Source organism: Microbispora sp. H10885 (genome assembly GCF_014161415.1).
Lineage (GTDB): Bacteria > Actinomycetota > Actinomycetes > Streptosporangiales > Streptosporangiaceae > Microbispora > Microbispora triticiradicis.
On record NZ_JABBWY010000011.1, the window covers coordinates 13173 to 26962 of the forward strand.

Sequence of the window (13790 nt, forward strand, 5' to 3'; positions counted from 1 at the left end):
GTGAAGGCGCCGCGTGCTTATGGTGGCAGCCGACGTTGAAAGCGGGAGGGCTCGTGCTCTGGGTAGCGATAGCGATAGCCGGCCTCGTCGCGACCGCCGCCGCGGTCGCGCTGGCGGGCCGGCGTGTGCTGTTCCTCTACCGGCTCGCGACCAGTGGTCAGCCGGCCCCGGAGCGGATCGAGTACGCCCGGCAGCACGCCGGCGCGGAGGTCAGGGCGCAGCTTGTGGAGGTGTTCGGCCAGCGCAAGCTGCTCAAGTGGACGCCGTCGGGCACCGCGCACTTCTTCGTGATGTGGGCGTTCTTCATCCTCGCCTCGGTCTACCTGGAGGCGTACGGCGCGCTCGTCCAGGGCGCGGTCACCGGCACGCCGGACTTCCACATCCCGTTGATCGGGACCTGGCCCGTGCTGGGCTTCCTGCAGGACTTCATCGCGGTCGCCGCGCTGATCGGGCTGATCGCCTTCGCGGTCATCCGCGTGAGGAACTCGCCGAAGAAGCTGGGCCGCGGCTCCCGGTTCTCCGGGTCGCATCTGGGCGGCGCCTGGCTCATCCTGTTCATGATTTTCAATGTGATCTGGACGATGTTCCTGTTCCGGGGGGCGGCCGTCAACACCGGCAACTTCCCCTACCGGTCGGGGGCCTTCGCCTCACAGGCGGTGGCGAAGATCCTGCCCGACAGCGAGGGGCTGGAGGCCACGGGCCTGCTGCTGCACATCGGCGTCATGCTGGTGTTCCTCGTCATCGTGGTGAACTCCAAGCACCTGCACATCTTCACCGCGCCGTTGAACGTGCTGTTCTCCCGCCGCCCGGACGGCCTCGGCCCGGCCCAGCCGATGCGCAGCGACGGCAAGGTGCTGGACTTCGAGGAGGCCGACCCCGAGACGGACGTGTTCGGCCGCGGCAAGATCGCCGACACGTCCTGGAAGGGGTTCCTGGACTTCTACACCTGCACCGAGTGCGGGCGCTGCCAGTCCCAGTGCCCGGCGTGGAACACCGGCAAGCCGCTGTCGCCCAAGATGCTCATCCTCGACCAGCGTGACCACGCCTTCGCGGTCGCCCCCTACCTGCTGGCGGGGGAGCAGGAGAAGGAGAACCTGTCGCAGGACGTGCTGGCCCTGCTCGACAAGCCGCTGGTCGGCGAGGACGGGGTCATCCATCCCGACGTGCTGTGGTCCTGCACGAACTGCGGCGCCTGCGTCGAGCAGTGCCCGGTGGACATCGAGCACATCGACCACATCCTCGACATGCGCCGCTACCAGGTGATGATCGAGTCGTCGTTCCCGTCCGAGGCGGGGGTGATGCTCAAGAACCTGGAGAACAAGGGCAACCCGTGGGGCATGTCCGAGATGAAGCGCGCCGACTGGATCGAGGAGCTCGACTTCGAGGTCACCCTCGTCGACGAGAAGATGCCCGAGGACGTGGAGTACCTGTTCTGGGTCGGCTGCGCCGGGGCCCTGGAGGACCGGGCGAAGAAGACGACCAAGGCCGTCGCGGAGCTGCTGCACATCGCGGGTGTGAAGTTCGGCGTACTCGGGCCGATGGAGGCGTGCTCGGGAGACCCCGCCCGGCGCCTGGGCATGGAGTTCCTGTTCAGCATGCTGGCGCAGCAGAACGTCGAGACGCTGAACGAGGCCGGCGTCAAGAAGATCGTCGCGACCTGCCCGCACTGCTTCAACACGCTGGCCAACGAATACCCCCAGCTCGGCGGGCACTACGAGGTGGTGCACCACACGCAGTTGCTGGCGCGCCTGGTCGAGGAGGGCCGGCTCACGCCGATCACCCCGATCGAGGAGAAGATCACCTACCACGACCCGTGTTTCCTCGGCCGGCACAACAAGGTGTACGCCCAGCCGCGCGACATCATGGCCAAGGTGCCGGGGGTCACGACCCAGGAGATGCACCGCTGCGGGGAACGTGGTTTCTGCTGCGGCGCCGGGGGCGCGCGTATGTGGATGGAAGAGCGCATCGGCAAGCGAATCAACACCGAACGGGTGGACGAGGCGCTGACCACCGATCCCGACACCGTCTCCACCGCATGCCCGTTCTGCCTCGTCATGCTCGGCGACGCGATCAACGAGAAGAAGAACGCCGGTCAGGCCAAGGAGTCGATCGAGGTCGTCGACGTCGCCCAGCTCCTCATCAAATCCGTCAAGCAGGGTTAACGAATTCTTTGCTGACGGACCGCACATTTTGTGGATTTTCTCCGTCAGAACGAGTGATTCATACATGTTTCAGTGAAGAGCCGGCAAACGCTTTCTCCACATAACAGGAGAATCACGGTAACCTCAACGTTGGCTCAATCGACGGGGAGGGGGCGGCACGGTGGGTGTTGTCGTCAGCGACGCGGAGGTCACCCTGGCCGACGTCCTCTCCCTGCGGCTGGCCATCGAACAGCCGCTCGTGGACGGCACCCGGCTCGTCCTGCGGCAGCGGGGCACCGGCGAGGAACGGCACGTCACGCTGGGTGCCTCCGGCAGGAAGACGAGGGACGCCAGCGTCGCGATCTCGCTCGCGCCACTGGATCTCGAACCGGGCCGCTGGGACGCCTACCTCGAACAGGACGGGCCCCGCACCCGGATCCAGAGCGTCGATCCCGGTTTCTCGCTCGACCGCCTCGACGCGTACGCGCTCGGGCGGCGCACCCTCGCGTACCGCGCCTATCGCACGCGTAACGGATATCTGGCGCTGAAGATAGACCAGGCGGAGCCGGCCGCGGACATCCGGGCGGTGTGGTTCCGTGAGGGGCGGTTCGAGGTGACGGGCCTGCTGGCCTACACGGGTTTCGACGACGACGACCAGCAACGGCGGGCCACGCTCACGCTGCGGCACGGCGACCCGGCCGCGGCCCTGCGGTCCTCCGCCACCGTCCAGGGCGTCCGCTTCCACGCCGCGCTCTCGCTGTGCGACGTGCTGGCCGCCACGCCCGGCTCGCAGGGCACATGGCAGCCGTACCTGGAGGTGGACGGCCTGGAGCGCGTGCTGCCGCTGAGCGCCCGCCTGGACGACGTCGAGGGCAAGCGCCGCCGCGTCCACTATCCGCGCGCCCTCGTGGACGGCGTGCCGGTCAGGCCCAGCTTCACCTCCGGCGACGACCTGCTCCTGGAGGTGGGGGTGTGAGAGTCGCCTTCGTGCTCCCGTCGGCGTACGGCATGCGCGGCGACGTGCGGGCCGTCCTGAACCTCGCGGGAGGGCTGGCCGCACGGCACGAGGTGGAGGTGGTGAGCATCCGGCGCACCAGGGAGACGCCGTTCTTCCCGGTGGACCGCCGGGTGGCGCTGCGCTGGCTCGTGGACGCCCGGCCCGGCGTTCACCACCTGCTGCCGCGGGGCCAGGTGCGCACCGAGGTGGCGCTGTGGCGGACGCTGCGCGGGCTGCGCGCCGACGTCCTTGTCACCACCCGGCCGTCGCTGGGCGTGCAGGCCGCCAGGCACGCGCCGCGCGGAGTCGTCCGCATCGCCCGGGAGTGGAACAGGCCCTCGGTTCCCGGTCCGATCCGCCGCTTCTATCCCCGTCTGGACGCGGTGGTCACCACCACCCCCGGCCGCCGGGACGAGTGGGCGCGCCTGCTCGAGGACGACCTGTCGGTTCACGTCATCCCGGACGCCCTGCCGCAGGGGCCCTGGCCGCGGTCGCGCATGGACAACCGGATCGTCAGCGCGGGCGGCAGGCTCGTGCCCGGCAAGTCGTACGACCAGCTGGTGCGCGCCTTCGCGATCGTCGCGGACAAACGGCCCGACTGGCGGCTGCGGCTGTACGGCGGAGGTCCGGAGGAGCGGCGGCTGCGCGCCCTCGTCCGCGATCTCGCCCTGCACAACCACGTGTACTTCATGGGCGCGACCCCCGACCTGCCCGGAGAGTTCGCCAAGGCGTCGGTCGTGGTGGCGCCGTCCCGGCAGGAGGCCCAGGGCATGGCCGTGATCGAGGCGCTGAGCTGCGGGGTGCCGGTCGTCGGCTACGCCGGGCCGCGCGGCCCGGCCGAGTTCCTCCGCCCCGGGCTCGACAGCGTGCTGGTCGCCGAGGGGGAGGACGACGTCGAGTCGCTCGCCGGCGCGCTGCTCACCCTCGTCGACGACGAGCGCCGCCGGATGGCCCTCGCGGCGGGCGCGCTGGAGAGCGCCTCGGGCCACGCCGCGTCCGGCGTCGCCGCCCGCTGGGAGGACCTCATGTACGGCCTCCGCTCCCGCGACTGACGGGCACGGGGTCCGACCTAGGCTTCGGGGCCGGCGAGGAAGGCGGCGGCGGAGGCGACGGAGTCGTGGACCGGGAGTTCCGAGTCGAGTCCGGTGATCCTGAGCATCCGCGCGAAGCGTCCGTGCGCGTTGCTGAGCGCCAGGTCCCCGCCGACCGACCGGACGGCGGGCAGCGCACCCATGAGGACGCTCAGCCCGGTGGAGTCGCAGAAGGTGAGGGCCTCCGCGTCGACCACGATGCGGGGCGGGTTGCGCAGCCCGACCGCCTCGGCGAGGCAGGCGCGCAGGGCGGGAGCCGCGATCAGATCGAGCTCGCCGTACATGTGGATGACGACGACGTGGTCCTGGAGGACGGTGAGCATCGAGAAGGTCTCGGGCTCTCCGTACCGTCCCAGTTCCACTCGCGATCGCCTCTGTTCGCCTCGCCTCGTCCCGTCCTGGCGGATCCGGGAGCCGCCGGAACCCGTCCGTCAATGATTGCACATGACAAACGATGCCCCGGACAGGCGATCGTGCAGCTCCGGGCGCTCGCGGCGGAGCACACCGGTTCATACCCGCGCCGGGTATCGTTGAAGGATGCACGGGTACAGCGGGGACAAACAGGCCTACCTCACCCGCCTGCGCCGGATCGAGGGACAGATCCGGGGGCTGCAGCGGATGGTGGACGAAGAGGCCTACTGCATCGACATCCTCACCCAGGTCTCGGCGGCCACCCGCGCCCTTCAGGCGGTGGCCCTCGGCCTGCTGGAGGATCACATCGGCCACTGTGTGGCCGACGCCGTCAAGAGCGGCGGTCCGGAGGCCGACGAGAAGATCAGGGAGGCCTCGGCCGCCATCGCCCGCCTCGTGCGGTCCTGAACGGACCCGGCGGGATCAACCGCTCCTCGACGGGCCGGCACGGGTCGACGGAGCAAGCCGCCCCGGGCGCATCAGGACGCCCGGGACGGACCATGCTCTCAGTTCTTCAGTGGCTCGCCGAAGTCCGCAAGCCGAGCGCGTTGTCGAGCTCTTCCAAGGTCAGCCGGTTCTCCGTGATGTTCACGGCCTCCAGTACCTCGGCGTAGAGCGCGATCTCGTCCAACGCGACACGGTCGTGGACCCGGGAGTCCAGATCGTCGTGCCCCACCGCGTCGTCCTTCCTTCCGCAGCCCACACCCATCACGAGGTTACGTCCGGGTACTCCACCGCGACATGGCCCATCGTGACCATTCCCGACCCGTACCTCGTGTCCCTCGGTGACCATTTCCCCGATTCCGAGATCACGATTCGATGAAAAGGACGGTGATGGAGGGAAGGGATTGCTAAAGCGGAGGTAAGGATGAAATATCCGAATTTGACGTTTCGAACAGCCAGGCCCCGGACTCCTCCAGGTCAGCCCTGTGCTCCGCCCGCGGCTCCTGCGGGCGCGGGTCGTCCCGCTGGTGGATCAGGCACTGGACCACGGCGGCGGGCACCGCGAAGCCCTCGGGCGGCGCGGGCGTGCCGGTCAGCGCGCACCACGCCAGCCCCGCCGCGTACGCGGACCCGAGCAGGGCGGCGGCCGTCGTCCGGTCGGGCGGCAGCAGCGCGGCCGGCAGCACTCCGCCCGCCGGCCAGCACCCCCGCAGCGGGTGGGCGGGATCGGCGAGCGCGAGATAGAGAGCCTGCCGCTGTTCGTCGTCCATCCACGGATACAGGGCGGTGACCACCCGCGCGGTGCCGGAGGCCCCGGGGGCCCAGGCGGGCTCCGAGACGCCGCAGACGCCCGCGACGTCCGCGGCGAGCAGCGCGGCCGCCACGGCCCGCGGGTCCATCCCGCGCGAGGCGGTGTAGGCGAGCGCCTCGACCAGGTCGTACAACGTGTGCCGGAAGTGCTCGCCGGGCGCCCACTCGGGGAGCGTCGCGGAGACGAGGTGCGGCGGGCAGCGTGCCAGCCAGGCCTGCCGTACGGCGCCGCCGGGGAGGGCGTGGTGGTCCAGCCAGGGGCTGGCGAGCAGTGGCTCGGCCATCGCGATCAGCGCCTCGGCGCGCGGGCGGAACCGGGCGTCGGCGCGCAGCACGGTGGCGGTCTCGGCCATCAGCCCGGCCAGTCGCAGGCCCGCCTGCTGCGCGCCGGAGCGCATCCGCTCCGCGTAGAGGGCCACGAGCGCGTCGAGCGAGCCCAGGGGCAGCCAGCGCACCCAGTCGTCCCCCGGCAGCGGGCGGGCCAGGAACTCGCCGAACATCGAGAGCATGACCTCGTTGCCGTCGAACGCCGGGGCGTACGCGCACCACATGATCGTGCCCCACACGGCGGCCACCGTGCTCGCGACGTCGCGGGCGAAGATCTCCCGGTAGGCGCCGCTCAGCGGGAAGTCCTCCCGGCGCAGCCCCCGGTGGGCGAGCAGCAGCGCCCGGAGCCGTTCGGTGATCTCGTGCGGCACGTCCGGGCCGACGAACGCCTGGGTGGATCCGCGGTCGTAGGCGAAGTCGGGCCCGGCCGGGACCAGGGCGGGCGGGATCGCCACGCCCGGCGGGTGCGGCCGGGCGTCGGACCGGATCGCGGGGTGCAGCGGGGGAGCCGAGAGGTGCCAGCGGCCGTCCACCCGGTCGAGCCGGTACCAGCGGGCATGCGCGCCGAAGAGCCACCGGGATCCGTCCGGGGTCAGCAGCGCGCGCTGGGCGAGCGTGTGCGCCCGCGTGAGCGGGGGAAGAAGCGTCCAGCGGGGATCGCCGACGACGGCGCGCACGTCCTGCTCCATCGCCGTGAACCCGTCCCAGTACACCCAGTCATGGTAAATCGCCGGTAAGGGCGCGTGCCGGTGGCAGGTGGCCGGAGGGCCCGCCGGTGAAAGTTTCACCGGCCGCGGCCGGTCGGACCGGGTCCGACGACTTTTTTGACCGTCTGCCGACAAAACCCGGCATGCTTACCTTGGCAGGGACTGTCCATGACGTATTGCATAGGTGCTCGTGACTGAGATCCAGCAGGCCGGGGCCGACCGGGAACAGGGCGTTGTCGAGGAATCGGCGAAGGGGACGCCCGTGGACGTTCCGGATGGCACCGCGACCGGTGAGCAGACGGAGGGACCGCGCTCGGAGCGGGAGAGCCGCGGATGGCGGTGGCCGGGCCGCCCCGGTGACGCCACGGCTCTGCTGATCTGGTTCTTCTGGCACATCGGGACCTACATCTACATGGTCCTCGCGGCCCCGGGACGCACCGAGGCGCCGATGCTCGACCGGCTCACGCCCTGGGACGCCGAGAACTTCATCGCCATCGCGCAGTACGGCTACGACGGCACGCCTGGCATGCCGGACGCGCCGAAGCTGGTGGCGTTCTTCCCCGGCCTGCCGATGTTCCTGCGGTCGCTGCACCTGGTCATCCCGAACTGGGACCTGGCGATCGTGCTGGTGTCGTTCGTCGCGAGCGCCGTCGTCGCGGTGGCCCTGCACCGGCTGGGCGAGTCGTACCGCGAGGGCAGCGGCACCTGGGTGGTGCTGGCCTTCTTCCTCAGCCCGTTCGCCACGTTCCTGCTGGCCGGATACTCCGAGGCGCCCTTCCTCGCGCTGGCCGTCCCGGCCTGGCTGCTGGCCCGCAACGGCAGGTGGGAGTCGGCGGCCCTGTGCGCCGCCTTCGCCGCGTCGGTGCGCATCTCCGGTCTCTTCCTGGCCGCGGGCCTCGCGGTGATGTTCCTCTTCTCCGCGAACGGCCTGCGCTCGACCGGGTGGCGGACTGCTCCCTGGATGGTCGTCCCGGGCCTGCCGGTGCTGGCGTACATGCTCTATCTGTGGCACCGCACCGGCGACCTGATGGCCTGGAAGGCGGCGGAGGCGCAGTACTGGGGGCGTTACCCCGAGGCGCCCTGGACCGCGTTCATCAACACCTGGAACAGGTCGATCGACGAACCCATCCTCACCACGGCGTACCGCGAGGACATCATCGCCGGGCTCGTGCTGGTCGTCCTGATCCTCTGGATGCTGGTCCGGCGGAACTGGGCCGACGTCGCCTATCTGGCGCCACAGGCGGTGGCGCTGCTCGCCATGTCGTCGTTCTACATGTCGATCGGGCGCGCCTCGCTGCTGTGGTGGCCGCTCTACGTCACGGTGGGCGTCGCCGGGAGCAGGAAGCCGTGGGTGATGATGGCCTACCTGGCGGTCGCCGCGCCAGTCATGGCAATTAATGTCGGAAATTTCACCACAGGTGCGTGGACGGGTTGATCGGCGCTAAGTAGCTTCCTCCCGTATGGGGGCGTTTGTGGCAGGAGTGGCGATTGCCGGGGTTGTGGTGGCCGGTCTTCCGGCGCCCGCCGACACCTACCGGGTGAACGTCCTCACCTACAACGTCTGCGCGGCCGGCAACCGGGCCGGCACCTGCGTACGCGACCTGACGCCGCGGCACCGCCGGACCTGGGCCGGACAGGTCTCCGCACTGATCCGTTCGAGAGACGTGGACGTCGCCTCCTTCACCGAGATGTGCTACGCCCAGGTCGGTCTCCTGCGTCGTGAGCTGCCCGGATACCACCTCGTCTGGTACGGCTACGCCAGGGGCGGCGGGCCGGGCCGCGAGGACCGGTGCCGGACGCTCTGGCGCGACCTCACCCCGCACACGGCCCCGCCCGACGGCAGGACCTTCGGCGTGGCGCTGGCGCTGAAGAACGGCACGCAGGGCCCGCCGCTGCGGCGGCTGCTGCGCGCCGACCACGCTCCGGCCGTCCCCGGCGAGACGGTCCACCCACGCGGCCTGCTGTGCGCCAGGGGTGACGTCGGCCCGCGCCGTTCGGTCTGCTGCGTGACCCACATCTCGGGCACCGAGACGCCGCGGCAGGTCACCGGGCTGGTGGCGGGGTACGCCGGCGGTGCTCCGGTGATCCTCACCGGCGACTTCAACCGCGAGCCCGGCGACCCCCAGCTCACCGGCGTGTACGGCATGGGCCTGGGCGCCGGCGGCTACACCGAGGCGGACGCCCCGGCCTGCGGGTCCGTACGCCGGGGCGGCGACCCCACGACCCGCGGCGGCCGGAAGATCGACTACATCTTCGCCAGCGAGGCCGACTACCGCCCGGGCGGCGCGGAGGTCGTCAGGACCGACCCCGAGCTCTCGGACCACCTGGCGCTGGCCGGCACGCTCATCGGGACCGAACCGAGGCCGCGGCGTGACGGCGGGCCTTGGCGAGGTAGTTGTCCGGCGTCCGCGCGAAGGAGGCGCGGTCGTCGTCGGTGAGCTCGCGGACCACCCGCCCCGGCACGCCCGCGACCAGCACGCCGGCCGGGATCCGCCGTCCGGGCGGCACCACGGTCCCCGCCGCGATGAGGGACCCGGCCCCGACGACCGCTCCGCCGAGCACGACCGCGCCGATGCCCACCAGCGCGCCCGCCTCCACGTGCGCGCCGTGCACCATCGCCCGATGGCCGAGGCTCACCCGGTCGTCCAGGATCACCGGCTCGCCGGGATCGGCGTGCAGGCAGCACAGGTCCTGGACGTTGACCTCGTCGCCGACGTCGATCCGCTCGTCGTCGCCGCGCAGCACCGAGCCGTACCAGACGTTCGCGCCGCGTCCGAGCCGCACCCTCCCGACGACCACCGCCCCCGGGGCCACCCACGCCTCGGGATGGATGATCGGCGTCGCGTCGTCGTCCAGCTCGGCTATGTACGGCATGCCACGATGATCGCATGGGCTCTCCGGCGGGCTCGACGGGGCGCTCCGCGCTTTTCCCCGTCCGGCTGCCGCGTTCAGGTTGCGATGTGCGGCGGATAGCAGGAAAGTCGTGTCCTGGCGTGCGTTACCGTCGTTGTCTCCGACCCCAGGGCTTCTTATGACGAACCAGACCGACAACTTCCCCGACCTGATGAGCGACGACTCGTTCGAAGTCGTGATGCGTGGATACAGCCGCAGGCAGGTCCACGACTACATGGTCCGAACCCGCAACCAGATCCGGGACCTGGAGGAACGGCTCGCGCGTACGATCGACCAGGCCGAGCAGAGCCGCCTCGAACTGGCCGAGGCGCGGCGCAAGATGACCGAGTCGCCGCAGAACCCCGACGAGCTGGGCGAGCGGCTGAGCCAGATCCTCAAGCTGGCGCAGGAGGAGGCGGCGGCCAACAAGGAGGCCTCCGAGGCGGAGGCCAGGAGGCTGCGGGACGGCGCGGCGGCGGAGGCCGAGCGGCTGGTGACGTCCGCGCGTGAGCAGGCCGACGCGATCAGGTCCGCCGCCCAGGACGAGGCCGAGCGCCGGGTCGCCGACGCCACCGCCACGTCGGAGCGGCTGCTGGCGCAGGCGGGCGCGGACGCCGACGAGACGCTGACCACGGCCCGCGCCGAGGCCGAGGAGACCCTGCGCTCCGCCCGCGCCGAGTCGGAGGCCCAGCTCACGGCCGCCCGGACGGAGTCGGAGCGGCTGCTGGTCGAGGCGCGTGGGCAGGCCGAGGCCATGCTGGCGGCGGCGCAGCAGCGGGTGAACGCGCTGGACGAGCACACCGGCCGCCGGGTGGCCTACCTGACCGACACCCACACGGAGGTCGTCCGCCGGCTCAACGAGATCGGCTCGGTGCTCGGCGACCTGATGCACCGCGAGTCGATGGCCGGCCCGCTGGTGGACGAGGCCACCGTGCTGCCGCCCGGGCCGCAGGCCCAGGCTCTCGGCGCGGGCGACCTCACGTCGCAGCCCCGGGAGATCGCCGCGCCGGCCGGTGCGGAGCCGCCCGCCGCGTCCGGGGCCGGGATCCACGCGGCCGAGGGCGACGAGGAGGAGGCCGTCCTGGTCGTGGACGCCGGCCGCGCCGAGCAGCAGGACCACGCCGACCACGGGCACGCCGAACCCGGTCACGCGGAGCTGGGGCACGACCTCGCGGCGTCGCCGGAGGACACCGACGTCGACCTCGGCCGGGTCCGCCGCGCCACCCCCGACGAGGAGCCGGTCGCCGGCAAGTGAGCCGCGGAACGCGCGCTGATCTTTGGTAGCGGAAGCCCCCGCCCCCGATCGGGTCGGGGGCTTCCGCGCTCATGGATCGGCGGCGGCGTCGCACTCCTCCTGCTCCCGCAACTGCTCGCGCAGCCCGTCGGGTTCGTCGGCGTCGACGGTCATCGCGCATCCGGCCGCCCGCTGGGCCGAAGTGAGCGGCCGGTGCCGGGTGGCCCACCACCGGCCGGCGTCACTCCGCCAGATCGTCCACTCCGGGAACTCCCGAGCGATCTCGGCAAGGCGTCGGTCAAAGGACACCCGTCCACCTTCCCTCGCCGTAGGCCCGGTGTTCTTGACGTCTCTTTCTTCAAGGTGCGGGACTTCTCTAGAGAAATCAATGATCGGGATGGACAGGTCAACCTATCTGCGGACTTGTCCGCTTGACCTATGCGTCGAAGTCGTACTGGAGTACATAAGACGCCGCGTCGAGCGTCATCTCGTTTACCTCCACCGCCACCCCTCCTTCCGCGAAGGCGGCGCGGGTGACGGAGATGACCGGCGTGCCGGCCGGGAGGTTCAGCAGTTCGGTCTCCCCGGGCAGCGGCATCCGCGCCCGCACCTCCTCACTGAAGTGGACCGGGGCGTGGCCGAGGTCACCCAGGCGGGCGTACACCCCTCCGGGCCCGGTGTCGGGCAGGACGACCGCCGTGCCCTCCACGAGATCGGCGGGAAAACAGGACGCCGCGAGCTGCACCGGCCGGCCGTCCACCGAGTAACGGCGGCGGCGCACCCACACCTCTTCGACGCCGAGCACGCGGGCGATCTGCTCGCTCGCGGTCTCGCGCACGATCCGCAACTCGTCCACCGTGTACGAACGGCCACGGGTGTCGGAGTCCCAGATGGCCAGGCCCTGGGCCCACTGCTCGCGCGAGAGCCGCCGGGACCCATGGCGGCGGATCGGACGGAACAGGCGCACGTATACGCCCGATCCTCGTTTCGGCACGGCGAGCCCTTCGTTGATCAGTACGGCCAGCGCCTGCCGCGCCGTGGCCCGTGCGATGCCGTACTCGTTCATGAGCGCGTTTTCGCCCGGTAGCCGGTCCCCATCACCGAGCGCGCCGGACAGGATCTGATCGCGCAGCCTGCCGGCGATGCGTCGATAGATCGGGGACTCATGATGCACCGGGGATTCCGTCACGTTTGATCACCCTCTGTCACCAACGGGGGATTGGCGTCTCCAGAGAACTTGCCCCGTCTTGTCCACGATCGCACAGAGTCTTGGGTGCGTCTTGTGCTTACTTTGCGCTGATAGTGCCGCTGTGGTGATCTATGGGGTTTATAGCCGTCCGCATTCGGTGGAACGGTCCTCTCCGGTATGGCTCCGCTGTCCACGCTGTGTCATCACATGCTCTACAAGATCGGATATTTCGGGACATAATGCGGAGAAGGAGGAGATGCCGATGGGTGTCAGTCGTGCCGAATGCCAGGATCTCGACGCCAAGGACCCGCTGAGAGGTTTCCGGGAGGAGTTCTCGCTTCCTCCCGGGGTCGTCTACCTGCTGGGCAACTCGCTCGGCGCGCTGCCCCGGCACACGCCGGAACGGGTGGCCCGCACCGTCGAGACCGAGTGGGGCAGGCATCTCGGGGCCAGCTGGAACACGGCCGGCTGGTGGGACATGCCGCAGAGCACCGGCGACCGGATCGCGCCCCTGATCGGCGCGGGTCCCGGCGAGGTGCTGGCGGGCGACTCCACCTCGGTGAACATCTTCAAGGTGGTCACGGCCGCCCTGCCGCTGCGCCCGGAGCGCCGCGTGATCGTCTCCGATCTCGACAACTTCCCCACCGACCGGTACGTCGTGGAGGGCGCCGCCCGGGCGCTCGGCTCGTACGAGATCCGTGACATCGGGGAGCGGGGCCGGTCGCTCGCGGACGCCCTCGACGACGGCGTCGCGCTCGTGCTGCTCTCGCAGGTCGACTACCGGACCGGCGCGGCCCGGGACATGGCGGCGGTGACGGAACAGGTCCAGGCGGCCGGCGCGCTGATGGTCTGGGACCTGTGCCACAGCGCCGGGGCGATGCCGGTGCGGGTGGGCGAGGCGGACTTCGCGGTCGGCTGCACCTACAAGTACCTCAACGGCGGTCCGGGCGCGCCCGCCTACCTGTACGTCGCGCCGCGCCACCAGGACGATGTCCGCAACCCGCTGTCGGGCTGGCACGGCCACGCCGCGCCGTTCGACTTCGAATCGCACTACCGTCCCGCCCCCGGCGTGCGCAGATTCGCCACCGGCAGCCCGCCGATCCTCTCGTACGCCGCGCTGAACGCGTCGCTCGACATCTGGGAGCGGGTGGACCTGCCGGAGGTGAGGGCCAAGAGCCTGGCCCTCACCTCGCTGTTCATCGACCTGCTCGACGATCTGGTCGCCCCGGGGCTCGGGCTCGCCCTGGCCACTCCCCGCGACCCGGAGCGGCGGGGCAGCCAGGTCAGCTACCGCCATCCTCACGGCTATCCGGTGGTGCGGGCGCTCGCTGACCGGGGTGTGATCGGCGACTACCGCGAGCCCGACTTCGTCCGCTTCGGCTTCGCGCCGCTGTACCTGCGCCACGTGGACGTGTACGACGCCGCGACCGCGCTGGCCGAGGTGCTCGGCGAGGAACGGTGGCGGGACGAGCGCTACGCCCGGCGGCTCACCGTCACCTGACGGAACAGCCCGGCGGTGGGGCCGCCGGGCCGCGCTCGCGTGGTCA

The 13790-nt window shown here is 70.9% G+C and carries 14 protein-coding genes; 8 read left to right on the forward strand and 6 right to left on the reverse strand.

Annotation, left to right across the window (positions count from 1 at the left end; genetic code table 11):
• The first annotated feature begins 53 nt into the window (after positions 1-53).
• From HHX37_RS27150 to HHX37_RS27160, 3 genes are all read left to right on the forward strand, one after another.
• Entirely contained in the window at positions 54-2162 is a 2109-nt protein-coding gene (locus HHX37_RS27150; RefSeq protein WP_182887285.1) for a (Fe-S)-binding protein, read from the forward strand.
• A gap of 160 nt (positions 2163-2322) precedes the next feature.
• Positions 2323-3117, forward strand: a complete 795-nt coding sequence (locus HHX37_RS27155) for a hypothetical protein (RefSeq protein ID WP_182887286.1) — start codon at positions 2323-2325, stop codon at positions 3115-3117.
• On the forward strand, positions 3114-4190 hold the full coding sequence (locus HHX37_RS27160; protein WP_182887287.1) for a glycosyltransferase: 1077 nt from the start codon (positions 3114-3116) through the stop codon (positions 4188-4190). The genes HHX37_RS27155 and HHX37_RS27160 overlap by 4 nt, the downstream gene beginning before the upstream one ends.
• 17 nt (positions 4191-4207) lie before the next feature.
• Here HHX37_RS27160 and HHX37_RS27165 read toward each other — a convergent pair whose 3' ends face one another.
• Positions 4208-4591 carry an anti-sigma factor antagonist gene (locus HHX37_RS27165; RefSeq protein WP_182882379.1) on the reverse strand — a complete coding sequence of 128 codons (384 nt, stop codon included), beginning with the start codon at positions 4589-4591 and terminating at the stop codon, positions 4208-4210.
• Positions 4592-4766: 175 nt separating this feature from the next.
• On the opposite strand from HHX37_RS27165, the gene HHX37_RS27170 reads away from it, so the two are divergent.
• Complete coding sequence (locus HHX37_RS27170) at positions 4767-5048, forward strand: metal-sensitive transcriptional regulator (RefSeq protein ID WP_111701172.1); 282 nt, start codon at positions 4767-4769, stop codon at positions 5046-5048.
• Positions 5049-5154: 106 nt separating this feature from the next.
• On the opposite strand, the gene HHX37_RS27175 is transcribed toward HHX37_RS27170, so the two are convergent.
• Together HHX37_RS27175 and HHX37_RS27180 are read right to left on the reverse strand one after the other, a co-directional pair.
• Positions 5155-5316 carry a hypothetical protein gene (locus HHX37_RS27175; protein WP_165900712.1) on the reverse strand — a complete coding sequence of 54 codons (162 nt, stop codon included), beginning with the start codon at positions 5314-5316 and terminating at the stop codon, positions 5155-5157.
• A 175-nt stretch (positions 5317-5491) separates the two neighbouring features.
• Positions 5492-6934, reverse strand: a complete 1443-nt coding sequence (locus tag HHX37_RS27180) for a hypothetical protein (protein ID WP_182887288.1) — start codon at positions 6932-6934, stop codon at positions 5492-5494.
• Between the two features lie 256 nt (positions 6935-7190).
• Between HHX37_RS27180 and HHX37_RS27185 the strand changes: the two genes are divergently transcribed.
• Both HHX37_RS27185 and HHX37_RS27190 read left to right on the forward strand, forming a co-directional pair.
• The gene (locus tag HHX37_RS27185) at positions 7191-8363 is read left to right on the forward strand and encodes a mannosyltransferase family protein (RefSeq protein WP_182882377.1); all 1173 of its coding nucleotides are present in this window, start codon (positions 7191-7193) and stop codon (positions 8361-8363) included.
• 25 nt (positions 8364-8388) lie between these two features.
• A complete protein-coding gene (locus HHX37_RS27190; protein WP_182887289.1) occupies positions 8389-9366 on the forward strand; it encodes an endonuclease/exonuclease/phosphatase family protein in 978 nt (325 codons plus the stop codon).
• On the opposite strand, the gene HHX37_RS27195 is transcribed toward HHX37_RS27190, so the two are convergent.
• Complete coding sequence (locus HHX37_RS27195) at positions 9272-9802, reverse strand: gamma carbonic anhydrase family protein (RefSeq protein ID WP_182887290.1); 531 nt, start codon at positions 9800-9802, stop codon at positions 9272-9274. The two genes, HHX37_RS27190 and HHX37_RS27195, sit on opposite strands and share 95 nt — an antisense overlap.
• Positions 9803-9959: 157 nt before the next feature.
• Between HHX37_RS27195 and HHX37_RS27200 the strand changes: the two genes are divergently transcribed.
• Positions 9960-11075: a hypothetical protein gene (locus HHX37_RS27200; RefSeq protein WP_182887291.1), complete on the forward strand. Its 1116-nt coding sequence runs from the start codon at positions 9960-9962 to the stop codon at positions 11073-11075.
• A 69-nt stretch (positions 11076-11144) separates the two neighbouring features.
• Here HHX37_RS27200 and HHX37_RS27205 read toward each other — a convergent pair whose 3' ends face one another.
• Positions 11145-11363, reverse strand: a complete 219-nt coding sequence (locus HHX37_RS27205) for a hypothetical protein (protein WP_111701178.1) — start codon at positions 11361-11363, stop codon at positions 11145-11147.
• A 127-nt stretch (positions 11364-11490) separates the two neighbouring features.
• Positions 11491-12243, reverse strand: coding sequence for a GntR family transcriptional regulator (locus tag HHX37_RS27210; protein ID WP_182887292.1), 753 nt, complete (start codon positions 12241-12243; stop codon positions 11491-11493).
• 256 nt (positions 12244-12499) lie between these two features.
• Here HHX37_RS27210 and kynU point away from each other — a divergent pair, with 256 nt between their 5' ends.
• Positions 12500-13744, forward strand: coding sequence for a kynureninase (gene kynU / locus HHX37_RS27215; protein ID WP_182887293.1), 1245 nt, complete (start codon positions 12500-12502; stop codon positions 13742-13744).
• The last annotated feature ends 46 nt before the right edge of the window (positions 13745-13790 follow it).